Here is a 24,808-nt window from a genome sequence, read left to right as displayed (position 1 = left end):
TTCAACCGCTATGGTCTAGTGACAGCAGATTACGGTATCGGGGCAGTAGCTTGGGCCCGGATGGAGCGGCTTCCCGCCGCGCCTCCGGGCCTTTTCTTTTGGGCCCGATTCACGGCCGCGCAAGAGATTGCAGCCTGCTGCCGGCCTCGCGCCCACCTTCCCCGGCGCAAATTGTTAAGCTTGCCGCCATGGCCGGACCCAAGCCGGCGGCGACACGGAGTGGCGTATGCGCGTACTGGTGATCGAAGACAACAGCGATATCGCGACCAATATCGGCGATTACCTGGAGGATCGCGGCCATGTGGTCGATTTCGCCGGCGACGGCGTGACCGGCCTGCACCTGGCGGTGGTGAACGAATTCGACGTGATCGTGCTGGACCTGACCCTGCCCGGCATGGACGGCCTGGACGTGGCGCGCAAGCTGCGCCACGAGGCGCACAAGCAGACCCCGGTGCTGATGCTCACCGCGCGCGACGCGCTGGAGCAGAAGCTCACCGGCTTCGAATCCGGCGCCGACGACTACATGACCAAGCCGTTCGCCCTGCAGGAACTGGCCGCCCGCCTGGAAGTACTGGCGCGCCGCGGCAAGGGCCCGCAGAGCCGCGTGCTGAAGGTGGCCGACCTCACCTACAACCTGGACACGCTCACCGTCACCCGCGACAGCAAGTCGATCCAGCTCAACCCGATCGGCCTGAAGCTGCTGCAGGCGCTGATGGAAGCCAGCCCTTCGGTGGTCACCCGCCAGGATCTGGAACAGCGCGTGTGGGGCGAGGAACTGCCCGACAGCGACAGCCTGCGCGTGCATATCCACGGCCTGCGCGCGGCGATCGACAAACCATTTGACAAGCCGCTGATCCACACGCGGCACGGTATCGGATATCGCATGGTCGACCCGGATGCGGTCCAGACGTAAGCTTCGTTTTCGCCTGGTCCTGAGCTTCGCGCTGTTCGGGTTCGGCCTCAGCGCCCTGTTTGCCTTCGCGGCGCTCAACATCCGCGAGCGCGTCGAGAACCAGCTCATCACCTCGGCCTTGCAGGACGAGGTGGACCGCCTCAACGAACAAGTCCTGGCCCACCCGGACCGGGCGCCTGCGTTCGAAATCATCAAGGCGGCATCCTGGAGCGACCGCACCATCTATAAGGCGCCGCTGTCCTGGCAGGCCCTGGATACCGGCGTGCACGACCTGTTCGAGACCGGTCCGGACGGCAAGCCGCACCATTACAAGCTGGCCGTGCGCCGCAAGGACGGCGTGATCAGCTTCGTGCAGTACGACGTCTCGCGCGACGAACTGGGCAAGCGCCAGCTGCTCACCGCGGTGCTCGCCGCGGTGTTCCTGTTCGGCCTGATCTCGCTGGCGCTGGGGCTGTGGCTGTCGCGCAAGGTGCTCAAGCCGGTGAGCGAACTGGCCCAGCGCCTGCGCGAGTTCCGCAAGAACGGCAAGGCCGAGCCGCTGGCGCCCCATTTCGCCGACGACGAAGTGGGCGAGCTGGCGCTGGCGCTGGACGAATACGCCAACCGCCTGACCTCGATGGTGGAGCGCGACCGCGAATTCAATTCCGACGTGAGCCACGAGCTGCGCACGCCGCTGGCGGTGATCGCCAGCACCACGGAACTGCTGCAGGGTTCGCCCGACCTTACCGACAAGCTGCGCGAGCGCCTGAAGCGCATCGAGCGCGCCTCGCGCCAGGCCACCGAACTGATCGAAGCGCTGCTGCTGCTGTCGCGCGCGGAACGCCGCGGCCCCACGCGCGGCGAGACCACCGAGGTGGCCAAGGTCGCCTCCGACGTGATCGAAAGCCAGCGCCCGCAGATGCGCGACAAGCCGCTCAACGTGGAGCTGGTGGTGAACGGCGGCCTGAGCATCAATGCGCCGGCCTCGGTGCTGTCGGTCGCGCTCACCAACCTGATCGGCAACGCCATCAAGTACACGCTGGAAGGCCAGGTCACGGTGAAGGTCGAGAAGGACCGCATCGAAGTGATCGACACCGGCCCCGGCATCAAGCCGGAAGACGCCGAGCGCCTGTTCCAGCGCGGCGTGCGCGGCGAAGGCGCCGGCGGCAGCGGCGCGGGGCTGGGCCTGGCGATCGTGCGGCGGTTGTGCGAGCTGTATGGCTGGGACGTGTCGATGCGTCCGCGGCCGGATACCAACGGGGCGATCGCCTGCATCGTGTTTCAGTGATGTGGCACATCGGCATGATTATCAGGTCATGCCGATGCGTGATTTCACATTAGTGAATTGACGGCCATTTCATGACCGGCCGGATAATGCGGCCAGATAATCCGCGCATTGACGCGATTTTCATGCGGCGCAATAGTCCGCATTAATTCCGCGCGTCGTTGACAAATCCTTCGCCATTAATTTCTCATTTTCCTGGCAAACTCTTGCTGCGCCGCACAATCTGTGATGCGAAGCACATTTCCCCCGATGGACAAGCTCCCGTTCAGGCATGGACACTCGAAGCCGGGAACAGGGTAGGGGAAAAGTCTTAGCGTATTTTCCAATACGTCATGCGGAATCCCCCATTCCGTCACCCGCGTCACCCAGCAGATCCGTCACAGCTTGTCCCGGCCGTTGCGATGCCGGTGCTGGTAGCCGTCTGCGTCATAAAAATCGATGGTACGCGACATTTTGAAACATGGCCGTATTGGCCGTGGCGGACCGTTTCGGTCGCGATTATCCGATATTTCAAATGCATTACCTGGGCGATTAACGCCGGCTAACGCGTGCCTGCTTTTCATGTTGCAACGGATCGTGTGGCTGAGCGGGCCGCAGGGGGAGAAACCATGAGCGATATGCACGATGACGACTTTTTCCTGCCTGCCGCCGAAGGTGGCCCGCGCTCGCGCGCGAGGCTCCTCACAGTGATCCAGGTGAGATTCGGGACTTCGCGTAACAAAGGTGGTGACGTGGGGTCTGTCGGAAGCAGGGCTCAGATTTATCTTAGTAACCAGCACTCTCCGATCTGTCGAACAAAAAGAAGCGCAGCCGCAAGCCAGGCGCGCCGCAGTTCGAATCGATGGTCTAAGCAAGCGGCAACTGCCGCTGCATGGGGAATGCGCGATGAGTAACGAGAACAACGAAGTCCTGCCTTTGACCACCGCCCAGCGCGGCCTGTGGATGAACCACAAGATCGGCGGCGATGGCGCGATCATGAATATCGCCGAGGCGGTGGATATCCGCGGCCCGGTGCAGCCGCCGCTGTTCCGCCAGGCGCTGTACCGCCTCGTCTACGAGGCCGAGATGATGCGCGCCAACGTGATCGAGCGCGACGGCAAGCCGCTGCTGGTGGTGCGCCAGGTCTACGGCGGGCAGTTTCCCTATTTCGACATGAGCGCCGAAGCCGATCCGCGCGCGGCCGCCGAGGCGTGGATGCACGAGGAGTACTCGCGCAACCCGGATCTCGAACACGACCCGCTGTGGGTCAGCGTGCTGTTCAAGCTCGCCGACGACCACTACGTCTGGTACCAGCGCGCGCACCACATCGTGCTGGATGGCTACGGCGGCGGCCTGCTCGCGCGGCGCCTGGCCGAGCTGTACACCGCCCTGGTGCAGGGCAGCGAGCCGCCGCCGTGCGAGTTCGCGCCTGCCGCCACCGCGAGTGCACTGGAAAGCGCGTACCGCGAGTCGGACCGCTTCCGCCGCGACCGCGACTACTGGAAGGAACTGCTGGCCGACCTGCCCGAGGCGGTGACGCTGTCGCGCCGCCAGCATCGCCCCGGCCTGGCCGACCGCCTGTGCCGCAGCACGGCGATCCTGCCGCCGGAAACCTCGCGCCGCCTGGCCGAACTGGGCAAGGCCACCGGCGCCAGCCTGCCGCAGGTGCTGATCGGCCTGGTCGCGGCGTATTACCACCGCGTCACCGGTGCGGAAGACCTGGTGTTCGGCATGCCGGTGACGGCGCGGCTCAATGCCGAGGCGCGTCGCATGCCGGGCATCTTCGCCAACGTGGTGCCGATCCGCCTGCAGTTCGCCGCGGAGCTCACCGCCGGCGGCCTGTTCGAACAGGTCTCCCGCGCGGTGCGGCAGACGCTGCGCCACCAGCAGTACCGCTACGAAGACCTGCGCCGCGACCTGGGCCTGGTCGGGCAGGGCCGTGCCGTGGCCTGGCTGGGCATCAATATCGAGCCGTTCGATTACCAGCTCGATTTCGCCGGCGCGGGTACGTCCTCGCACAACATGTCCAACAGTTCGGCGGAAGACCTGATGGTCTTCGTCTACGACCGCGGCACCGATGCCGGCCTGCGCATCGACCTCGACGCCAACCCGCTGCTGTACGACATGGACGAACTGGACGAGCACCGCCGCCGCCTGTGCCGCCTGATCGACGGCGTGCTGGCCGAACCGGAGGCGCGCCTGCGCGACATCGACCTGCTCGGCGACGAAGAACGCCACCGCCTGCTGGTGGCCTGGAACGACACCGCCGCGCCGATCGAACTGAGCGGCCTGCCCGCGCACGTGGCGCAGCAGGCGGCGCTGCGGCCGGAGGCGCCGGCGGTGATCGCGGGCGACACCGTGCTGAGCTACCGCGAGCTGCACCGGCGCAGCGTGGCGCAGGCGCGGCAGCTGATCGACGACGGCATCGCGCCCGGCGACATCGTGGCCGTGGCGCTGCCGCGCAACGAGCAGCTGCTGATCGTGCTGCTGGCGATCATGCGCACCGGCGCCACGTATCTGCCGATCGATCCGGACGGCCCGGCCGAGCGCATCGCGCTGCTGCTGGACGATGCCGCGCCGATCGCGCTGATCGCCACCCGCGCCATCCACGAGCGCCTGCCCATGGGCGGCGGCATGCAGCTGCTGCCGGAACAGCTGGACGCGCGCGCGCTGGAAGCCGTGCACGAGCCGGACCTGAGCCATCCCGACGGCGTCGCCTACGTGCTCTACACCTCCGGTTCCACCGGCCGCCCCAAGGGCGTGGAAGTCACCCACCGCAATCTCGCCAACTTCCTGCAGGGCATGGCGCGCCTGCTGGAACCCGTACCCGGCCATCGCTTCCTTGCCGTTACCACGGTGATCTTCGATATCGCGGGGCTGGAGCTGTACCTGCCGCTCACCGCCGGCGCCTGCGTGGTGATGGCCGGCAGCGGCGCCGCGCAGCAGCCGGTGGAACTGGCGCGGCTGATCCGCGCCAGCGGCGTCACCCATGTGCAGGCGACGCCGTCGCTGTGGCGCATCCTGCTGGGCAGCCCGGAAACCAGGCTGGACGAAGTGCATGCCATGGTGGGCGGCGAAGCGCTGGGCGCGGAACTCGCCGCGCGGCTCAAGGCCTCGGCGGCGCGGGTGACGCAGTTCTATGGCCCCACCGAAACCACGGTGTGGTCCACCGCCTACGAGCTGGAAGTGATCGGCTCCGGCATTCCGCCGATCGGCCGCCCCATCCTCAACACGCGCCTGTACGTGCTCGATGCCGCGCGGCAGCCGGTGGTGACCGGCGCGATCGGCGAGCTGTACATCGGCGGTGCGGGCGTGGCCAAGGGCTATCTGCATCGCCCGCAGCTCACCGAGGAACGCTTCCCGGCCGACCCCTTCGCCGCCGACGGCAGCCGCATGTACGCCACCGGCGACCTGGTGCGCTGGCGCGACGACGGCTTGCTGGAATTCATCGGGCGCGCCGACAGCCAGGTGAAGATCCGCGGCCATCGCATCGAGCTGGGCGAGGTCGAGAACCTGCTGGCCCAGCACGCCGGCGTCGCCGCCGCGGCGGTCACCACGTTCCGCGATGCGAACGGCAGTCTCGCCGTGGCCGCCTATGTGGTGCCGCGCGAGCCCGCCGCCGTCGATTCCGACCAGCTGCGCGTGTTCCTGGCGCGCCGCCTGCCGGAGCCCGCGCTGCCGTCCAGCTTTACCTTGCTGGACGCGCTGCCGCTGACGCCGAACGGCAAGCTGGATCGCCGCGCGCTGCCGGCGCCCGACCGCATTGCGCGCGCCGCGTTCGTGGAACCGTCCACGCCGGTCGAGCGCAAGCTGGCGGGACTGTGGCAGCGCCTGCTGCGCATCGAACGCGTCGGCCTGCACGACAACTTCTTCGAGCTCGGCGGCGATTCGCTCACCGCGGCGGAGATGGCGGTGGGCTTCCCCGCGGAATTCGGCGTGGAGCTGCCGCTGGGCAGCCTGTTCGAAGCGCCGACGGTGGCCAACCTGGCGGCCTTCGTCGACCGCCTCGGCGGCGACAGCGACGATCCGCTCGGCGAGGTGATCGTGCTGCGCGCGCCGCCGCGGTTGCGCGAAGTGGGCAGGGCGCCGGCGCGGCCGCTGTTCTGCATCCATCCGATGATGGGCCTGAGCCTGGGCTTCTCCGCGCTGCTGCGGCATCTCGACCCGGCCGTCCCGGTGTACGGCCTGCAGTCGCGCGGCCTGCGCGGCGACCTGCGCCTGCCAGGCAGCATCGAGGAAGTGGCGGCGGATTATCTGGCGCAGATCCGGCGCATCCAGCCCGAGGGGCCGTACCGCCTGGTCGGGCGTTCGATGGGCGGACTGATCGGCCACGCCATCGCCGAGCAGCTGCTGGCGATGGGCGAGCGCGTCGAGCTGCTGGCGATGATCGACAGCTATCTGTTCACTGCCGGCGAGCGTTCGCGCCCGCGCGAGGAAGCCAAGGAAGTACGCGCCGCGCTGAACTTCCTCGGCCTGCACCAGCACGCCGGCGAAGACGCGCCGCAGACGCTGAAGGAGCTGGCCTCGCTGCTGCTGCACAGCTACAACGCGCGCTCGATCCCGCTGGTGCAGGAGATCATCAAGAGCCACCCGCAGTTCATCGAGCATCTGTTCGCGGTGATGCGCAACAACCTGGAGCTGGCGCGCCAGTACACGCCGCGCCGGATCAACGTGGACCTTCTGTTCTTCCACGCCACCGAGCGCGAGGGCGACCTGGGCGGCATCCTCGACCACCGCCCCTCGGCGTGGCGGCCCTTCATCGGCTGGCGCATCGAGGTGCAGGAGCTGGCCTGCCATCACGAGGCGGTGCTGGAGCCGGCGCCGGCGGAGACGATCGGCACCGTGCTGCGCCATCGCCTGTTCGATATCCCGGACGAGCGCGCGGGCGCCGCCACGCCGCTGGCGCCGCAGCCGGGGCTGGCCGCCGCATGAGCGCGCCCAGGCCGATCGTCATCTTCACCATCGGCACGCAGGGCGACGTGCGGCCCTGCGTGGCGCTGGGGCAGGGGCTGCAGCGCGCGGGTTATCCGGTGCGCATCGCCACCAGCGGCAATTTCGAGCCGCTGGTGCGCGAAGCGGGGCTGGCATTCTTTCCGCTCACCGCCGATTTCCAGGCCATGCTGGAAGCCGACCGCAGCATCGCCGAGCAGGGCCTCAACCTGCGCGCGATGGCGCGCATCTTCCGCCAGCGCTATGCGCTGTGGGCCGAGCACTGGGCCGAGGAAGGCATGGCGGCGAGCGAAGGCGCGGGCCTGCTGATCGGCGTGAGCAACAGCACCTTGCTGGCCAAGGCGCTGTCGGAGCGGCGCGGCGTGCCGTTCGCCATCGCGCGCCTGCAGCCGTTGACGCCCTCGCGCCTGCTGCCGCCGATGGTGCTGAGCGGTTCGCGCGACCGCCTGCCCGGCCCGGTGAGCCTGGCCGCGCATCATCTGCTGTGGCTGCTGGTGTGGCATGTGATGCGGCCGGCGATCAACGACATCGTGCGGCCGCGGCTGGGCCTGCCGCGCTATCCCTGGCATGGGCCTTATCTGGGCCGCCATGCGCTGGACGAGAAGGTGATCAACGGCTTCAGCCGCCACGTGCTGCCGCGGCCGGCGGACTGGCCGGACAGCTCGCAGGTCACCGGCTACTGGTTCTTCGATCCCCCGGCGTGGACGCCGCCGGCGGAACTTGCCGAGTTTCTCGCCGCCGGCCCCAAGCCGGTCTATATCGGTTTCGGCAGCATGGTGAGCAGCCGCGCCGCCGAGTTCACCCGCATCGTGCTGGACGGCGTGCGCAAGAGCGGGCGCCGCGCGGTGCTGGCGGCGGGCTGGGGCGGGCTGGAGATCGCCGAAGGCGCGCTGGACGAGCAGATCTATGGCCTGCGCCAGGCACCGCACGACTGGCTGTTTCCGCGCATGGCCGGCGCCGTGCATCACGGCGGCGCGGGCACCACGGCAGCGGCGGCGCGCGCCGGCATTCCGGCCGCGGTGGTGCCGTTCTACGGCGACCAGCCGTTCTGGGCGCGCTGCCTGCAGCGCCGCGGCGTGGCGCCCGCCGCGCTGGACCGGCGCAGCTTGAACGCCGATGCGCTGGCCGCGGCGCTCACCGCGATGGCGCAGCCGGAGATGCTGCGCGAGGCCGAAGCGCTGGGCCGCGCGATCCGTGCCGAGGACGGCGTGGGCGAAGCGCTGCGGCATCTGCGGCGCTGGGGCTTGCTGGAGGAAGTTGAAATGATGGAGGCCGCGATGGAACCGCAGCGGAGCGTGGCATGAGCGCGCGCCGGCCATTCGCGCTGTTCGAGCGCGGCATGTATCTGGACGGCCAGCGCGCGGTGGCGCTGGTGCTGCCCGCCACGCTGTCCGGCACGCTCGACGAACCGCGCCTGCGCCTGGCGCTGGAGCGCGTGCAGGCGCGGCATGCCGTGCTGCAAAGCCTGGTGGAGCACGACGCCGATGGACGTCCGTGGTTCGTGCAGCAGGACGCGCCCCCGCCGATCGCGCTGCGCATCGTCGATCGGCAGGGCGATGACGACTGGCAGGAGCAGGCGCGGCTGGAATGCGAGCGCCTGTTCGACGGCAGGCGCGAGCCGCTGATCCGCATGATCTGGCTGCGCGGCGCCGGGCGCAGCGATCTGCTGCTGAGCTGCCATCACTGCATCTGCGACGGGTTGTCGGCGGTGAATCTGCTGCGCGACATCCTGACCGTGTGCGGCCGCCCCGACGCCAGGCTGGGACCGCGCTTCGAACTGCAGGGCGGCGCCGACGTGGTGCCGCCCGAAGCCCTGCGCAATCGCTGGCTGCAGCGGCGCGCGCGCCTGAAGGCCGCGCTGTTCGGCGCCTTTATCCGCACGCGGCGCATCGGCGCGCCGGTGAGCTACGGCGCCGCCTATACGCAGCGCTGGTCGATCGAGCCGGCGGCGGTGCAGGCGCTGGTGCGGCGGGCGAAGGACGCCGAGGTCGGCGTGTTCGCGGCGCTGTGCACGGCTTTCATGCTGGCCTGCTGGTCGGTGCGCGGCGTCCGCGGCGTGGAGAAGTTCGTCGCGCCGGTGGATGCGCGCCGCTATCTGCCGGCGCTGCAGGGCGGCGCCCTGTTCACCATGGCGCCGACGGTGCGGCTGACCTTCGGCGGACGCAAGTCGCGCGATGCGGATTTCTGGGTGCTCGCGCGTGCTTTGCACGAGGATATGCGGCGGCAGATCGACCGCCTCGGGCCGGCGGTCTACGAACAATTGCTGGGACTCGAACGGCTGCATCCGCTGTTCGACCAGCTGCTCGCGTGGTCGCGCTCGAAGCGCAGCGGCGGCGGTGTGTCGCTTTCTTACCTGGGCCGCCTCGACGACTCCTCGCGCGACGAAGGCGGCGTCCGCCTGGAAGCGATCCACGCGCCCTCGGCCCTGCTCGAACCCACGCCGGCCAGCCTGATCACCATCGTCGGTTTCGCCGAACGCCTGGACCTGGCCTTGATCTCTGACGAAAGCTCGCTGCCCAGCGGGCAGGCCGCGCAGATCCGCCAGCTGGCCATGGAGCTGCTGCAGGCGGCTTCGGCCCTGCCGGCGCCGGCCGCGGCCGGCTTGTCCGCTCCCGTACCCGTGGAAAGCGTATGAAAAGCTATGGCGTGATCTTCGTGCTGTACCACCCCAGCGAGGCCTTCCTGCGCCATCTGGAGAAAGCGGCGGCGTCGGGGCAGAACGTGGTGGCAATCGACAACTCGCCGCAGCCGGATCTGGCGCTGTACGACGTGCTGCAGCGGCAGGGCTGCACGGTGCTGCATAACGCCAATCGCGGCGGCCTGGCCGGCGCCTACAACCGCGGCGCGGAGCTGCTGCTCGAACGCGGCTGCGAGGTGATCTTCCTGCTCGATCAGGATTCGGATATCGGCGACGACTTTTTCGCCGCGATGATGCAGGCCTGCGAGCGCGAACCGGGCGAGGCTTTCGTCCTCGGGCCGAAGATCTACGAGATCAACCTGGAAAAGTTCATGGTGGTGATGCCGCCGGGACGGCGCTGGCCGAAGCCGCAGAAGATGCGCGAGCCGACGGAAGGCGTGTACGACACCTTGTTCGTGATCTCGTCCGGCTCGGCGATCTCGGCGCAGGCATACCGCCAGCTCGGTGCGTTCCGCGAGGATTTCTTTATCGAGTACATCGATATCGAATACGGCTTGCGTGCCAACACGCAGGGTGTGCCGGTGCGCATGAACGCGGCGGTGACGATGCGCCAGACCACCGGGCAGATCGAGCGCCACGGCCGCCTGTTCACCACCAACCATGCGGCGTGGCGCCGCTACTACGGCGCACGCAACGGCGTGTACACCTTGCGCCTGTATCGCGCGCACTGGGGGCTGCATTGGCTGGGCGGACTGCTCGCGCTGCACCAGGCGTTCAACGTGCTGCTGTTCGAGCCGCAGAAGCTGCGCAAGGTGCTGGCGATTGCCTGCGGCTACGTCGACGGGCGCCGCGGCCGGCTGGGCGCCTTCGAAGACCTGCATCCGCGCATCGCCGCGTTCTGCAAGAAGGAGCCGGCGCGCAGCGGGGCGCTTGCCGGCGCTGCCACCGTCGCCACGGAGCAGACGCCATGATGCGCAAGCTCACCACCATCGAGCGGCTGATCGACGGCAATATCACCTATCGCCTCACCATCGAAGGCGCGCTGCCGGTCGAACGCCTGCGCGCGGCGCTGGACCGCGTGCAGCGCAAGCATCCGGCGCTGCGCATGCTGCTGCGTGAGGAAAGCGATGGCTTGTACTACGCGCTGGACGCGGCCGGCCCGGTGCCGCTGCGCGTGGCGATCTGCACCTCGGAGCAGGTGCTGGCCGGCGAGATCGCGCGCGAGGAGGCCAGCGTCTTCGCGCCCGGCGAACCGCTGCTGCGCGTGGCCTGGCTGCGCACGGCGCGCGGCGGTGTGCTGCTGATCACCACCGCGCACCGCATCTGCGATGGCATGAGCATCCTCACCCTGGCGCGCGAACTGCTGGCCGGCCTGCACAGCGATGCGCCGCTGCTGCCGTATGCGCCGATCAGTCCGCTGGACGTCGCCGCTCCGCCGGGCGGCCCGGAAGAACGCAGGCAGCGCATGGTCGCGGCGGTGATCAACGGGCTGATCGCGGCGATCCCGCCCTCGCGCCGGCCGCCGCGCCACGACACCTTGCGGCGGGAATGGCATGTGGATGCGGGGCTGACCGCGGTGTTGAAGCATCGCTGCCGGGTCGAGCAGGTGTCGATGCATGCGGCCTTGCTGGCGATCCTCGACCTGGCCTTGCAGTCGGCGCTGGGCAAGCGCGCGCCCACGCGCATCGACAATCCGATCGACGCGCGCCGCGGCCGGCTGGCGCAGCTGAAGGACGACATGCTGTTCTTCGGCGGCGGCAGCTTCAAGATCGAAGTGGGGCGCGAGCGCGGCGCGGACCTGTGGGAGCGGGCGCGCGACATCTATCGCGAGATGGCCGGCAAGATGGAGCAGGAACTGCTGGCGATTCCCGGCAAGTACCGCTTCTGCGAAATGCTGAAGCCGCCGTCGGAGCACAAGTTGAACGCCATCGTGCGGCTGGGCGATGCGCTCAGCCGCAATGGCAACTGGAATCAGTTTTCCTTTTCCAACCTGGGGCCGATCGATCTGCTGGAGGCGCAGGCGCCGTTCCGGCTGGAGGATTTCACCTTGTCGGTGCGCTCCTTCGGCGTGCGTCCGCTGGGCCTGGTGGCGTTCGCGCTGCACGGTCGGCTGCGCTTCGTGTTCATCGGCGAGGAGCAGTGCATGAGCGCGGCGCAGGTGGATGCGCTGGAGCAGGCGTTCATGGGGGTGTTGCGGGAGCAGGCGGCGCATCGCAGGCGCGAGGTCGAGCCGGCGGTGACGTTGGCGGTCGACTGATGCGTTGCCTATAGCGTCATTCCGGCGCAGGCCGGAATCCAGTAACGACAACATGTGGATATGCGAAAGCGCTGACGTCCAGGCTTTCGCGACAACCGATCGATATCGTCACTGGATTCCGGCCTGCGCCGGAATGACGAGAGTGGGAAGTTGCGGCAGGGAGCCGGTATTACACCGGCTCCAGCCAACCCCACTGGTCGTTGGTCTTGCCATTGAACAGCCCGAAGAACAGCTCCTGCATCCGGCGCGTGACGCGGCCGGCCTTGCCCGAGCCGATCTTCTTGCCGTCGACCGAGCGGATCGGGGTGATCTCCGCGGCGGTGCCGCACATCAGCAGCTCGTCGCACAGGTACAGGTATTCGCGCGGGATGTCGCGCTCGATCACTTCGATGCCGTCTTCGCGCGCCAGCGTCATCAGCGTGTGGCGGGTGATGCCGGTGAGGATCGAGGCGCTGGCCGGCGTGGTGTGCAGCACGCCGTCGAAGACCAGGAACAGGTTCTCGCCCGCGCCTTCGCTGAGCAGGCCGGTATTGGCCAGCGCGATGCCTTCGCCGAAGCCCAGGCGGCGCGCTTCACGCGCGATCAGCTGGCCGGAGAGGTAATTGCCGCCGGCCTTGGCGCCGGCCGGAATGGTGTTCGGCGCGAAGCGCTGCCAGCTCGACACGCAGGCGTCGATGCCGCTTTCCAGTGCTTCCGGCCCGAGGTACGGACCCATCGGCCACGCGGCCACCGCCACGTCGATCGGCGTTTCCGCCGACAGGCCGAAGCCGCCGAGGCCGCGGTAGGCGACAGGGCGCAGGTAGGCGGCGCCCAGGCCGTTCTTCTTGATCACGTCGCGGCAGGCCGCGGCGATCTCGTCCTGCGAATAGGGCAGCACCATGTCGTAGATCTTGGCCGACTGGTACAGGCGCTTGAGATGGTCGGTGAGGCGGAAGATCGCGGCGCCGTCCGGCGTGGCGTAGCTGCGGATGCCCTCGAACACCGACGAGCCGTAATGCAGCGCGTGCGACATCACATGCGTGGTGGCCTCGCGCCAGGGCTTGATCTGGCCGTTCTGCCAGATCCATTCGGGATACTGCTGCGCCATATCGATTCTCCGAAAAATGAGCGACATGATAACCGCTGGCGGGCGGCCTCATCTTTCAGCCGCCTTGCAGGGGTTCAAGCGCTCGTTCGAATCGCGGCGATGCGCGGCTCAGCCGGCGCTGCGCAGCCACAGGCAGCCGGAGCGGCGCACGATGTCGAAGCGTGTTTCCTTCGGCTCGCCGCTGGCGTCGTCCGAGGCGGTGTGCACCACCAGCTGGCGCTCCTGCGGCGCGGGATGTTCGGCGGGCGGCGCATCGGGATCGTTGCCGCCGGTCTGCTCCGCCGCGCTCTGTTCGCCGAAATCCAGCAGCGGGCGTTTCATCAGCGCACCCAGGGAGCGGATGTCGGACACCACCGCATTGCGCCCCGCGCCTTCCCACAGCATCAGGCCGGCGAGGCGGTTGGGATCGCGCGTGGCGAAGGCGTCGGTGACGCTCTGGCGCAGCTCGGCCACGCTGGTGGCGCACAGGATCGGCGGCGGTGCGGAGGGCACCGGCGCGTTGGGCGCGGGAGCGGCGGATTTCGGCGCGGCCTGCACCGGCGTGGCTTTCAGTGCGGCGCAGGGCTGGTCGGTGAACAGCGGATTGCCGTCGGGGCCGATGCAGCGGTGCACGCCCTCCTGCGCGTTGGCGGGAGCGGGCAGCAGCCAGAGGGAGAGGAACAGCGCGGAAGCAACGAGGAAGAGACGCATGCCGCGCAGGATAACCCGCGCGGCCTGACTGAAAGCTCGACCTGCCGCTTAAATCGACAGCCGCTCCAGCACGGCCTGCGTCGCCTTGGCGCGGTTGAGCGTGTAGAAGTGCAGGCCCGGCGCGCCGCCGTCCAGCAGGCGCTGGCACAGCTGCGCCACCACGTCGGCGGCCAGTTCGCGGATCGATTCGGCATCGTCGCCATGCGCCTGCATGCGCTTGGCGATCCAGCGCGGGATCTCCGCGCCGCAGGCATCGGAGAAGCGCTTGAGCTGCGAGAAATTGCCGATCGGCATGATGCCCGGCACCACCGGCACGTCCACGCCCAGGCGGCGCACGTCGTCGAGGAAACGGAAATAGGCGTCGGCGTTGTAGAAGTACTGGGTGATCGCGCCATTGGCGCCGGCGTCGACCTTGCTCTTGAAGTGGCGCAGGTCGGCCAGCGCGTCGTCGGCCTGCGGATGGGTTTCCGGATAAGCCGCCACTTCGATATGGAAATGCTCCCCGCTGTGCTGGCGGATAAAGCCGACCAGTTCGGCCGCGTAGCGGAAGTCGCCGGGCGAGGCCATGCCCGAGGGCAGGTCGCCGCGCAGCGCCACCAGGCGGCGGTAGCCGGCGGCGCGGTAGCCGTCCAGCAGTTCGGCGATCTCGGCGCGGGTGCCGCCCATGCAGGACAGATGCGGCGCCACGTCCAGGCCGTGCTCGCGGTGCAGGCGCGCCACCGTCTCGCCGGTGTAGCTGAGAGTGGAACCGCCGGCGCCGAAGGTCACCGAGACATAGTCCGGCCCGCGCCCCTTCAGCAGGCGGGCGGTGCGGTCGAGCTGGTCGCGTTGCTCGTCGGTCTTGGGCGGGAAGAATTCGAAGCTGATGGCCGGCATCGTCGGAGTCTCGGTGGGCGATGCGGGCGAGTATATATCTCTTGGTCGCGATGAAGCGATATATGGATGGATCGCAACCACGGCGTAGGTTGGGGTGAGCCGCCGGCGAACCCCAACAATGCGCGGCCTGGCCAAGCCTGCGATGTTGGGGTTCGCCTGCGGCTCACCCCAACCTACGCCGGTCGATGAGGCGGTGGCGGGCATAAAAAAAGCGCGCGGTTCGCACCGCGCGCCTTTCGTTTCCGCTGGACCGCCGCTCAGTAGCGGTAGTGGTCCGGCTTGTACGGGCCTTCCACCGGCACGCCGATGTAGGCGGCCTGATCCGGGGTCAGCTTGGTCAGCTTCACGCCGATCTGCTCCAGGTGCAGGCGGGCGACTTCCTCGTCCAGCTGCTTGGGCAGGCGGTAGACGGTCTTCTCGTAGACGTCCTTGTTCTTCCACAGGTCGAGCTGCGCCAGCGTCTGGTTGGAGAAGCTGTTGGACATCACGAAGCTCGGATGGCCGTGCGCGCAGCCGAGGTTCACCAGGCGGCCTTCGGCCAGCATGTAGATGCTGTGGCCCGTCTTGCTGAAGGTGTAGCGGTCGACCTGCGGCTTGATGGTCTCGCGCGACACGTCCTTGGCGCCGTTCAGGCGGTCGATCTGGATCTCGTTGTCGAAGTGGCCGATGTTGCACACCAGGGCGTTGTTCTTCATCGCCGCCATGTGCTCCAGCGTGATGATGTCCTTGTTGCCGGTGGTGGTGACATAGATGTCGGCCATGCCGAGCGTGTCTTCCACGGTGGTGACCTGGAAGCCTTCCATCGCCGCCTGCAGGGCGTTGATCGGGTCGATCTCGGTGACGATCACGCGCGCGCCGAAGCCCTTCAGCGAGTGTGCGCAGCCCTTGCCCACGTCGCCGTAGCCGCACACCACGGCGACCTTGCCGGCGACCATCAGGTCGGTGGCGCGCTTGATGCCGTCGGCCAGCGACTCGCGGCAGCCGTACAGGTTGTCGAACTTGCTCTTGGTGACCGAGTCGTTGACGTTGATCGCCGGCACCAGCAGCTTGCCCGCTTCCATCATCTGGTACAGGCGGTGCACGCCGGTGGTGGTCTCCTCGGAGACGCCCTTCCAGTCGGCCGCGACCTTCTTCCAGAAACCGGGACGCTCCTTGGCGGTGCGCTTGAGCAGGTCCTTGATCACCTGCTCCTCATGGTTGCCGCTGGGCGTGTTGACCCAGTCGTCGCCGTTCTCCATGTCCAGGCCCTTGTGGATCAGCAGGGTGGCGTCGCCGCCGTCGTCGACGATCAGCTCCGGACCTTGCATGCCCGGGTGGGTGAGCATGTCCAGCGTGCAGTCCCAGTATTCCTCCAGCGTCTCGCCCTTCCAGGCGAACACCGGGATGCCGGCGGCGGCGATGGCCGCGGCGCAGTCGTCCTGGGTGGAGAAGATGTTGCAGGAGGCCCAGCGCACCGAGGCGCCCAGGGTGCTCAGGGTCTCGATCAGGACCGCGGTTTCCTTGGTCATGTGCAGCGAACCGGACAGGCGCACGCCCTTGAGCGGCTGCTCCTTGGCGTAGCGGGCGCGGATCTGCATCAGGCCCGGCATTTCCTCTTCCGCCATGCGGATGCGGCGGCGGCCGAGGTCGGCGAGGGAGATGTCGCGGACCTTGAAGTCCTGGCCGGCGGCTTCTTTGCTTACTGCGTTCATGGTGTGGCTCCGGAAATTTGTGCGGCAGCGAATGCCGCATCGGTTGACCGGGCGCCGTTTGACGATGAAAACCATCGAGCCTGGCCGGACTCGTGCCGCCCTGTAACTGGGCAAGACACAGCCGCGGTCGCAGCGCCCCTCGATGGGAGTTCGGAAGTATAGCCGCTGCGGCGTTCGGGATTCGTCACGCCGGCCCGGGTGCCCAGGCGGCCTGGACCATGACGGATGGCCTAGGCCCGGCCGGCGCCGGGCCGGTAACGTCGCAAGTTTCTTCGTCCATAGGCCGTCTGCCCCCATGAACCGTCCGCTCCGGCGCCTCGCCCTCGTTGGTTTCCTGCTGGCGGCACTGCCGCTGGCCACCTCCGCCCGCACCCCGCTGGCCCCGCCCGCGGCGGCCGCCCCGGCCGACGGCTACCGCCTGCCGCCCGCGCCGCTGCAGGCGCTGGTGGATGCACCGCGCCCGCCGCAGCTGTCGATCAGCCCGCACCGCGACCTGCTGGCACTGATCCAGACCCCTGCTCTGCCCGGCATCGACCTGGTCGCCCAGCCCGAGCTGAAGCTGGCCGGCCTGCGCATCAATCCGCGCACCTATGCGCAGAGCCGCTTCTCCTTCGGCACCGACCTGTGGCTGCTGGACATCGCCAGCGGCAAGGAGCAGCGCCTGCAGGGCCTGCCGGCGCCGCTGTCGATCGCCACCACCAGCTGGTCGCCGGACCAGCGCTTCCTGGCCTTCAACCAGGTGGATGCGAAATCCGGGCGCAACGAGCTGTGGGTGGTCGACGTCGCCGCACATAACGCACGCCGCCTGACCGAACTGCCGCTCAATACCGTCTCCGGCCGCGGCTACCGCTGGATGTCCGACAGCAAGCGCCTGCTGGTGGAACTGCGGCCGGACGGGCAGGGCGAGGCGCCGGCCGGTGGCGGCATTCCCACCGGCCCGAACGTGCAGGAGACGCGCGCCGGCGGCGGCGTGAAGTCGCTGCCGACCTATCAGGATCTGCTGCACAACGAGAACGATGCACGCGTGCTGGAGCACTACCTGCGCGCGCAGGCGGCGCTGGTCGATCTCGACGGCAAGGTGACCAGGCTGGGCGAGCCCGCGCTCACGCTGTCGCTCGCGCCCTCGCCGGACGGCCGCTATCTGCTGCGCGAGCGGGTCGAGCGGCCGTTCTCCTACCTGGTGCCGGTGGATTACTTCCCGCGCCGGATCGAAGTGCTGGATCTGGACGGCAAGCTGGTGAAGGAGATCGCGCACCAGCCGCTGATCGACGGCCTGCCCACCGGCAACGACGCCGTGCGCACCGGCGTGCGCGAGATCGAGTGGCGTGCCGACGCACCCGCCACCCTGGTCTGGGCCGAGGCGCAAGATGGCGGCGACCCCGCGCGCCAGGCCGACGTGCGCGACCTGGTGAAGACGCAGGCGGCGCCGTTCACGCAGGAGCCCACCGTGCTGGCGCGCCTGGGCAGCCGCTATGCCGGCGCCTATTGGGGCTCGGGCGAGCTGGCGCTGATCGAGGAGTTCTGGTGGAAGACGCGCCAGGTGAAGGAATGGCGCATCGCGCCGGACCGTCCGCAGCAGGCGCCGAAGCTGGTGCGCGAAGGTTCCTCCGAGGACCGCTACAAGGACCCGGGCCTGCCGGCGACGGCGATCGACGAGCACGGCGAGCAGCGGCTGGTCGTCACCGCCGACGGGCACGGCATCTTCCGCCTGGGCAAGGGCGCCTCGCCGGAGGGCGACCGTCCGTTTATCGACAAGGTCGACCTGGACAGCGGCAGGAGCGAGCGCCTGTTCCATTCGCAGGCGCCGTACTACGAAGCGCCGCAGGTGCTGCTCGATGCGCAGGGTAAGCGCGCGCTGACCTCGCGCGAAGCGCCCACGGAGACGCCGAACTTCTACGTGCGCGAACTGGCCTCCGGCAGCGCGCCACGCGCGCTTACGCACTTCGCGCATCCCACGCCGCAATTGAAGGACGTGAAGAAGGAGCAGATCCGCTACAAGCGCAAGGACGGCGTCGAGCTCACCGCCACGCTGTTCCTGCCGCCGCACTACGACCCGAAGAAGGACGGCCCGCGTCCGATGCTGATGTGGGCCTATCCCACCGAGTTCAAATCGGCCGACGCGGCGGGGCAGGTCACCGATTCGCCGTACCGCTTCAACCGCATCAGCTACTGGAGCCCGCAGGCGTTCCTGGCGATGGGCTATACGGTGCTGGACGATTTCTCCGTGCCGATCGTCGGCGAGGGCAGCAAGGAACCTAACGACACCTACGTGCCGCAGCTGGTGGCGAGCGCGGAAGCGGCGGTGGACGAAGTGGTGCGCCGCGGCGTGGCCGAGCGCGGCCGCATCGCGGTGGGCGGGCATTCCTACGGCGCCTTCATGACCGCCAACCTGCTCGCGCATACGCGGCTGTTCAAGGCGGGCATCGCGCGCAGCGGCGCGTACAACCGCACGCTGACGCCGTTCGGCTTCCAGTCGGAGGAGCGCAACTACTGGCAGGCGCAGGACGTGTACAGCGCGATGTCGCCGTTCAACTATGCCGACCACATCAAGGACGCGCTGCTGCTGATCCACGGCGAACAGGACAACAACTCCGGCACCTTCCCGATCCAGAGCGAGCGCCTGTACGCGGCGGTGAAGGGGCTGGGCGGTACGGCGCGGCTGGTGATGCTGCCGAACGAAGCGCATGCGTACCGCGCGCGCGAATCGATCATGCAGATGCTGGCGGAGTCCAACGATTGGCTGGAGCGGTATGTGAAGAACCCGCCAGCACACTGACGCTTGGCGCCAACGCCTGGCGTAGGTTGGGGTGAGCCATAGGCGAACCCCAACATCGCGAAGCGTACGAGGGCACCGATGTTGGGGTTCGCCTATGGCTCACCCCAACCTACCCCGGCTCATTCGTTTCATAAGCAACTTTGCGAGCTCATGCGGCGCCGCACAAAAGGCCATTCGTTCGGGGTAGTCTTGGAAGTCCAGACATCCGCCGACCCAGGTTCCGATGGCCCAGCAGCGCAGTCCCGAGTTCGCTCCGCACGATGCCCCCCTGCGCGAAGACGTCCGCCGTTTAGGCACCCTGGTCGGCAACATGCTCGCCGAGCAGGTGGCGCCGGCATTCCTCGATGAAGTCGAACGCGTGCGCACCGCTGCCATCGCGCGCCGCCACGAGGGCGCGCCGCTGGCTCTGCTGGCGGAACCGCTGACCGGTGTGGAGACCGCGCATGCCGAAGCGCTGGCGCGCGCCTTCGCCACCTATTTCCAGGCGGTGAACATCGCCGAGCGCGTGCACCGCATCCGCCGCCGCCGCGATTACCAGCGCGAGGACCATGCGCCGCAGCCCGAATCGCTGCTCGATGCGCTCGGCCGCCTGAAGGAGCAGGGCGTCGGTGCGGCCGAGCTGCTGGAATGGCTGGCGCGGCTGCGGGTGGAACCGGTGTTCACCGCGCATCCGACCGAAGCGATGCGCCGCTCGCTGCTGGAGAAGGAACAGGCGATCGTGCGCGCGCTGATCGACAACTTCGATCCCAGCCGCACGCCGCAGGAACGCAAGGAAGACGACGACCGCATCTTCATGGCGCTGTCCTCCGCGTGGCAGACCGCCGAAGCTTCACCCGTGCGGCCCAGCGTGCAGGACGAGCATCACCACGTCGGTTTCTACCTGGCCAATCCGATCTACCGCATCGTGCCGGCGCTGTACGAGTCGCTGGCGGATGCGCTGCAGCAGGTCTACGGCGTGGCGGTGGCGTTGCCGCGCCTGCTGTCGTTCGCCACCTGGGTGGGCGGCGACATGGACGGCAATCCGAACGTGGGCGCGGACACCATCGCGGCCAGCCTCGGCAACCAGCGCGCGCACGTGCTGGAGCATTACATCGACGACATCGCCGGACTGGCGCGGCTGCTCAGCCAGACCGAGGGGCGCGTGGGCGTCGACGACGGACTGGCGCGGCGCCTGGCCGATTATCGCCAGCGTTTCCCGGAGGCCGCGGCGCAGGTGCGGCCGCGCCATGCGGACATGCCGTACCGCGCCTTCCTCGCCGTGGTCAAGGCGCGCCTGCAGGCCACGCACGACGACGATCATCCGGAAGCCTATGCGTCGCCGCAGGACCTGCTGGCCGATCTGCAGCTGATTGCCGACAGCCTGCTCGATCATCGCGGCCTGCATGCCGGCGCGTACGCGGTGCAGCGCCTGATCTGGCGCGTGCGCAGCTTCGGCTTCCACCTGGCGCGGCTGGACGTACGGCAGGACTCGCGCGTGCACGACGATGCGCTCGCCGCCCTGTTCGGCGAGGCGGACTGGCCCGAGCGCGACGACGCGGCGCGTGCGCAAGCCTTGCAGCCGTATGCGAGCGGCGAACGCGCGTTCGGCGACAGCGACGATGCCGGCGCGCAATCATTGAAGGCGGTGTTCGCCACGCTGCGCGATGCGCGCAAGCGCTACGGCAGCGATGCGGTGGGCCTGTACATCATCAGCATGGCGCGCTCCGCCGCCGACGTGCTGGCGGTGCTGGCGCTGGCGCGGCATGGCGGGCTGGTGGCCGAGGAAGACCGCGTGCCGCTGGACGTGGCTCCGCTGTTCGAAACCGTGGACGACCTGGCCAATGCGCCGGCAACCCTGCGCGCGCTGTTCGGCGACCCGGTCTACCGTGCCCATCTCGACCAGCGCGGCGGCCGCCAGTGGGTGATGCTGGGTTATTCGGACAGCGGCAAGGACGGCGGCACGCTGGCCTCGCGCTGGGGCCTGCAGCGCGCGCAGGTGGAGCTGCTGGAAGTGGCGAACGAGGCCGGTGTGCGGCTGTCGTTCTTCCATGGCCGCGGCGGTTCGGCCAGCCGCGGCGGTGCGCGCATCGCGCCGGCGCTGATGTCCTCGCCGCGCGGTTCGGTGGCCGGCGTGCTGCGCGTGACCGAGCAGGGCGAGGTGATCCATCGCAAGTACGGCATCCGCGCCTTGGCGCTGCGCAATCTGGAACAGACCGTGGGCGCGGTGCTGCGCGCCAGCCTGCGTCCGCGCGAGCAGGACGAGCGCGAGGCGGTGTGGCGCGAGCGCATGGGCGAGCTGGCGGCGAACAGCCGTAAGACGTATCGCGCCTTCGTCGACCGCGACGGCTTTATCGATTACTTCCGCAGCGCCACGCCGATCGACGTGATCGAGCGCATGACCCTGGGCTCGCGTCCTTCGCGCCGCCGCAGCATGCGCGGCGTGCAGGATCTGCGCGCGATCCCGTGGGTGTTCGCGTGGACGCAGTGCCGCTCGATCATCACCGGCTGGTACGGACTGGGCACGGCGCTGGAGCAGGGCGCCGCGGCTTTCGGCGAGGAGGCGCTGGCGGAGATGGCAAGCGACTGGCCGTTCTTCGCCAATATGCTGGACGACGTGGAGATGGTGCTGGCCAAGAGCGACCTGGATATCGCCGAGGCCTTCTCGCAGTTGGCCGGTGAACTGCACGAGCCGTTCTTCGCGCTGATCCGCGAGGAATTCGAACGCACCACGCGCTGGGTGTTGCGCCTGAAAGGGGCGGACGAACTGCTGCGCGATGCGCCGAAGCTGAAGGTGTCGATCCGCCTGCGCAATCCCTATATCGATCCGATGAGCCTGCTGCAGGTGGATCTGCTGCGCCGCTGGCGCGCGGGCGGCAGCGAGGACGATGCGTTGCTGCGCGCGCTGGTCGCTTGCGTGAACGGCGTATCGCAGGGGCTGCAGAACACGGGTTGAAAGGCCGCGCTGGAGAGGCCTGCCGGGAGCTTGCGCAAAATCTTTCGATCTCGCTAGGCTGGACGCTTTAGACCGCGAGTTTTTCCCATGCATGAAGCTCCCCGCCGCCTCGGCCCCTTGCCCTGGCTGATCTTCGGCTCCCGCTGGCTGCAGCTGCCGCTGTATCTGGGCCTGATCGTGGCGCAGTGCGTCTACGTGTTCCTGTTCGCCAAGGAGCTGTGGCATCTGATCCACGAAGCGCCGTCGCTGGGCGAACAGGAGATCATGCTGATCGTGCTCGGCCTGATCGACGTGGTGATGATCTCCAACCTGCTGGTGATGGTGATCGTCGGCGGCTACGAGACCTTCGTCTCGCGCCTGCGCCTGGAGAACCATCCGGACCAGCCGGAATGGCTGTCGCACGTGAACGCCTCGGTGCTGAAGGTGAAGCTGGCGATGGCGATCATCGGCATCTCCTCGATCCACCTGCTGAAGACGTTCATCGCCGCCGGCTCGCTGACGGGGTTGCCGTTCTGCTCGGCGGAGATGCTGGCGAGCATTGCCGAGAATGGCCCGGGCACGGCGCTGAAATGCGCCACGCTCACGCCGGTGGGCGTGATGTGGCAGACCATCATCCACTTGGTGTTTATCGTGTCGGCGATCGGGATCGCGTGGACGGACCGGTTGATGCAGAGCGCGAAGCGCGAGGAGCATTGAGCTTTTCACTCCCTCTCCCCTCCGGGGAGAGGGTTGGGGTGAGGGGCCGGGCGGAGCGGTGAGTGGAGGGTCTCGATAAGCTCAAGAGCTTTTTCCTCTCTTCGTAGAAGCGCTACCGCGAGCACCCACCCCTCATCTGCCTGCCGGCATCTTCTCCCCGGAGGGGAGAAGAGTTTCAGTTCTCAGCCTTCCAGCTCAGTCCACCGCGCGTACGCCAGTTCCAGCTCCGCCTGCAGCTTCGCCAGCGCCTCGTTGTGCCGCTGGATCGCCGCGTTGTCCTGCTGGTAGAACGCCGGATCGTTCATCGCCGCCGAACGCGCGCCGATATCCGTTTCCAATTGCTCGATGCGCGCCGGCAACTGCTCCAGCTCGCGCTGATCCTTGTAGCTCAGCTTGCGCTTCGGCTTCTCCGGCTCCGCGGCACGCGGCGCTTCCGCGGCCCTCACCGGCACCGCCTCCACCGCACGCGCCACCGGCCGCTGCCGCAGCCAGTCGCTGTAGCCGCCGACGTAGTCGCCGACCCGGCCTTCGCCTTCCAGCACCAGCGTGCTGCTGACCACGTTGTCGAGAAACTCGCGGTCGTGCGATACCAGCAGCAAAGTGCCCTGGTATTCGGTCAGCAGTTCTTCCAGCAGCTCCAGCGTTTCCACGTCCAGATCGTTGGTGGGTTCGTCCATCACCAGCAGGTTGGACGGCTGGGCGAACAGCTTGGCCAGCAGCAGGCGGTTGCGTTCGCCGCCGGAGAGGCGGGTGATCGGTGCGCGGGCGCGTTCGGGCGAGAACAGGAAATCCTGCAGATAGCCGATGACGTGCTTGCGCTGGCCGTTGAGCTCGATGTATTCGCGCCCGCCGGCCACGTTGTCCAGCGCATTGAGCGTGTCGTCGAGCTGGCTGCGGTGCTGGTCGAAGTAGGCGATCTGCAGGCCGGTGCCCAGCGTCACCTCGCCGCGCTGCGGTGTGAGTTCGCCCAGCAGGATCTTGAGCAGGGTGCTCTTGCCGGCGCCGTTCGGGCCGACGATGCCGACGCGGTCGCCGCGCATGATCACGGTGTCGAGCTGGTCGATCAGCACGCGCCCGCCGTAGGCCTGGTGCACGCCGCGCGTCTCGATCACCTTCTTGCCGGAGGCCTGTGCATTGGCCAGGGTGATCCTGGCGTTGCCGCCCAGCTCGCGCCGCTCGGCACGCTCGCGGCGCAGCGCCTTCAGCGCGCGCACGCGGCCTTCGTTGCGGGTGCGGCGCGCCTTGATGCCCTGGCGGATCCACACTTCTTCCTGCGCCAGCTTCTTGTCGAACAGCGCATTGGCCTGCGCCTCGGCGTGCAGGCGTTCCTCGCGGCGGCGCAGGTAGTTGTCGTAGTCGCCGGGCCAGCTGGTCAGCTGGCCGCGGTCGATCTCCACGATGCGCGTGGCCAGCGAGCGCAGGAACGAGCGGTCATGGGTGATGAAGATCAGGCTGCCGGCGAAGGACTTGAGAAAACCCTCGAGCCAGCCGATCGCCTCGATATCCAGGTGGTTGGTCGGCTCGTCCAGCAGCAGCACGTCCGGCTTGCGCACCAGCGCCTGGGCCAGCAGCACACGGCGCTTCATGCCGCCGGACAGCGCGGCGAAGTCGGTGTCGGCCGGCAGTTCCAGCCGCTCCAGCACCTCGTTGACGCGGCGGTCCAGATCCCAGCCGTGCCGCGCCTCGATCTGCGCCTGCACGTCGCCCAGCGCGTCGAAGTCGTGCTCGGCGAGCAGGTGGTGGTAGCGCGCCAGCAGCGCGCCGAGATCGCCCAGGCCCGCCGCGACCACGTCGAACACGCTGCCGGCGGTGTCCTGCGGCACTTCCTGCGCCATGCGCGCGACCACGATGCCGGTCTGCAGGCGCAGCTCGCCGTCATCCGGCTTGAGGTCGCCCGCGATCAGCTTGAGCAGGGTGGATTTGCCCTCGCCGTTGCGGCCGACGATGCACACGCGCTCGTTCGCCTCGATCGACAGATCGACGTGTTCGAGCAGGAGGGGGCCGCCGACGCTGAAGTCGACACGCTGGAGTTGGATCAGGGACATCCGCGCATTGTAGC

At 68.4% G+C, this 24,808-nt stretch carries 15 protein-coding genes and 1 riboswitch; of the genes, 10 read left to right on the top strand and 5 right to left on the bottom strand.

The window, feature by feature from the left end:
- Positions 1-226 precede the first annotated feature (226 nt).
- The 7 genes from FHW84_RS02520 (at position 227) to FHW84_RS02490 (ending at position 12,001) form a co-directional block, all read left to right on the top strand.
- Complete coding sequence (locus tag FHW84_RS02520) at positions 227-913, top strand: response regulator transcription factor (protein ID WP_026633768.1); 687 nt, start codon at positions 227-229, stop codon at positions 911-913.
- On the top strand, positions 897-2,180 hold the full coding sequence (locus tag FHW84_RS02515) for a HAMP domain-containing sensor histidine kinase (RefSeq protein WP_167252533.1): 1,284 nt from the start codon (positions 897-899) through the stop codon (positions 2,178-2,180). Before FHW84_RS02520 ends, FHW84_RS02515 begins: the two co-directional genes overlap by 17 nt.
- A gap of 882 nt (positions 2,181-3,062) precedes the next feature.
- Positions 3,063-7,088, top strand: coding sequence for a non-ribosomal peptide synthetase (locus FHW84_RS02510; RefSeq protein ID WP_167252532.1), 4,026 nt, complete (start codon positions 3,063-3,065; stop codon positions 7,086-7,088).
- On the top strand, positions 7,085-8,410 hold the full coding sequence (locus FHW84_RS02505) for a glycosyltransferase (protein ID WP_167252531.1): 1,326 nt from the start codon (positions 7,085-7,087) through the stop codon (positions 8,408-8,410). Before FHW84_RS02510 ends, FHW84_RS02505 begins: the two co-directional genes overlap by 4 nt.
- Positions 8,407-9,741 carry a condensation domain-containing protein gene (locus FHW84_RS02500; protein WP_167252530.1) on the top strand — a complete coding sequence of 445 codons (1,335 nt, stop codon included), beginning with the start codon at positions 8,407-8,409 and terminating at the stop codon, positions 9,739-9,741. The genes FHW84_RS02505 and FHW84_RS02500 overlap by 4 nt, the downstream gene beginning before the upstream one ends.
- Positions 9,738-10,715, top strand: coding sequence for a glycosyltransferase family 2 protein (locus FHW84_RS02495; protein ID WP_167252529.1), 978 nt, complete (start codon positions 9,738-9,740; stop codon positions 10,713-10,715). The genes FHW84_RS02500 and FHW84_RS02495 overlap by 4 nt, the downstream gene beginning before the upstream one ends.
- Positions 10,712-12,001, top strand: a complete 1,290-nt coding sequence (locus tag FHW84_RS02490) for a condensation domain-containing protein (RefSeq protein WP_167252528.1) — start codon at positions 10,712-10,714, stop codon at positions 11,999-12,001. The genes FHW84_RS02495 and FHW84_RS02490 overlap by 4 nt, the downstream gene beginning before the upstream one ends.
- A 169-nt stretch (positions 12,002-12,170) precedes the next feature.
- Here FHW84_RS02490 and FHW84_RS02485 read toward each other — a convergent pair whose 3' ends face one another.
- From FHW84_RS02485 to ahcY, 4 genes are all read right to left on the bottom strand, one after another.
- Positions 12,171-13,088 (bottom strand): branched-chain amino acid transaminase, encoded by a 918-nt coding sequence (locus tag FHW84_RS02485; protein ID WP_167252527.1) that lies wholly within the window; start codon positions 13,086-13,088, stop codon positions 12,171-12,173.
- Positions 13,089-13,196: 108 nt separating this feature from the next.
- On the bottom strand, positions 13,197-13,778 hold the full coding sequence (locus FHW84_RS02480; RefSeq protein WP_167252526.1) for a DUF4124 domain-containing protein: 582 nt from the start codon (positions 13,776-13,778) through the stop codon (positions 13,197-13,199).
- Positions 13,779-13,826: 48 nt separating this feature from the next.
- Positions 13,827-14,654 carry a methylenetetrahydrofolate reductase [NAD(P)H] gene (gene metF, locus FHW84_RS02475; RefSeq protein WP_167252525.1) on the bottom strand — a complete coding sequence of 276 codons (828 nt, stop codon included), beginning with the start codon at positions 14,652-14,654 and terminating at the stop codon, positions 13,827-13,829.
- Positions 14,655-14,911: 257 nt separating this feature from the next.
- Positions 14,912-16,345, bottom strand: coding sequence for an adenosylhomocysteinase (gene ahcY, locus FHW84_RS02470; protein WP_167252524.1), 1,434 nt, complete (start codon positions 16,343-16,345; stop codon positions 14,912-14,914).
- 42 nt (positions 16,346-16,387) lie between these two features.
- Positions 16,388-16,492, bottom strand: a riboswitch (S-adenosyl-L-homocysteine riboswitch).
- Positions 16,493-16,640: 148 nt separating this feature from the next.
- Here ahcY and FHW84_RS02465 point away from each other — a divergent pair.
- The 3 genes from FHW84_RS02465 (at position 16,641) to FHW84_RS02455 (ending at position 22,749) form a co-directional block, all read left to right on the top strand.
- Positions 16,641-19,121 (top strand): prolyl oligopeptidase family serine peptidase, encoded by a 2,481-nt coding sequence (locus FHW84_RS02465; RefSeq protein ID WP_167252523.1) that lies wholly within the window; start codon positions 16,641-16,643, stop codon positions 19,119-19,121.
- A 223-nt stretch (positions 19,122-19,344) separates the two neighbouring features.
- Positions 19,345-22,053, top strand: a complete 2,709-nt coding sequence (ppc, locus tag FHW84_RS02460; protein ID WP_167252522.1) for a phosphoenolpyruvate carboxylase — start codon at positions 19,345-19,347, stop codon at positions 22,051-22,053.
- A gap of 87 nt (positions 22,054-22,140) precedes the next feature.
- A complete protein-coding gene (locus FHW84_RS02455) occupies positions 22,141-22,749 on the top strand; it encodes a TIGR00645 family protein (RefSeq protein ID WP_167252521.1) in 609 nt (202 codons plus the stop codon).
- A 182-nt stretch (positions 22,750-22,931) separates the two neighbouring features.
- Here FHW84_RS02455 and FHW84_RS02450 read toward each other — a convergent pair whose 3' ends face one another.
- The gene (locus FHW84_RS02450) at positions 22,932-24,794 is read right to left on the bottom strand and encodes an ATP-binding cassette domain-containing protein (RefSeq protein ID WP_167252520.1); all 1,863 of its coding nucleotides are present in this window, start codon (positions 24,792-24,794) and stop codon (positions 22,932-22,934) included.
- Between the last annotated feature and the right edge of the window lie 14 nt (positions 24,795-24,808).

It is taken from the genome of Dyella sp. SG562 (assembly GCF_011759495.1).
Taxonomy (GTDB): domain Bacteria; phylum Pseudomonadota; class Gammaproteobacteria; order Xanthomonadales; family Rhodanobacteraceae; genus Dyella_D; species Dyella_D marensis.
This window is presented reverse-complemented; position numbering and strand designations above follow the sequence as displayed.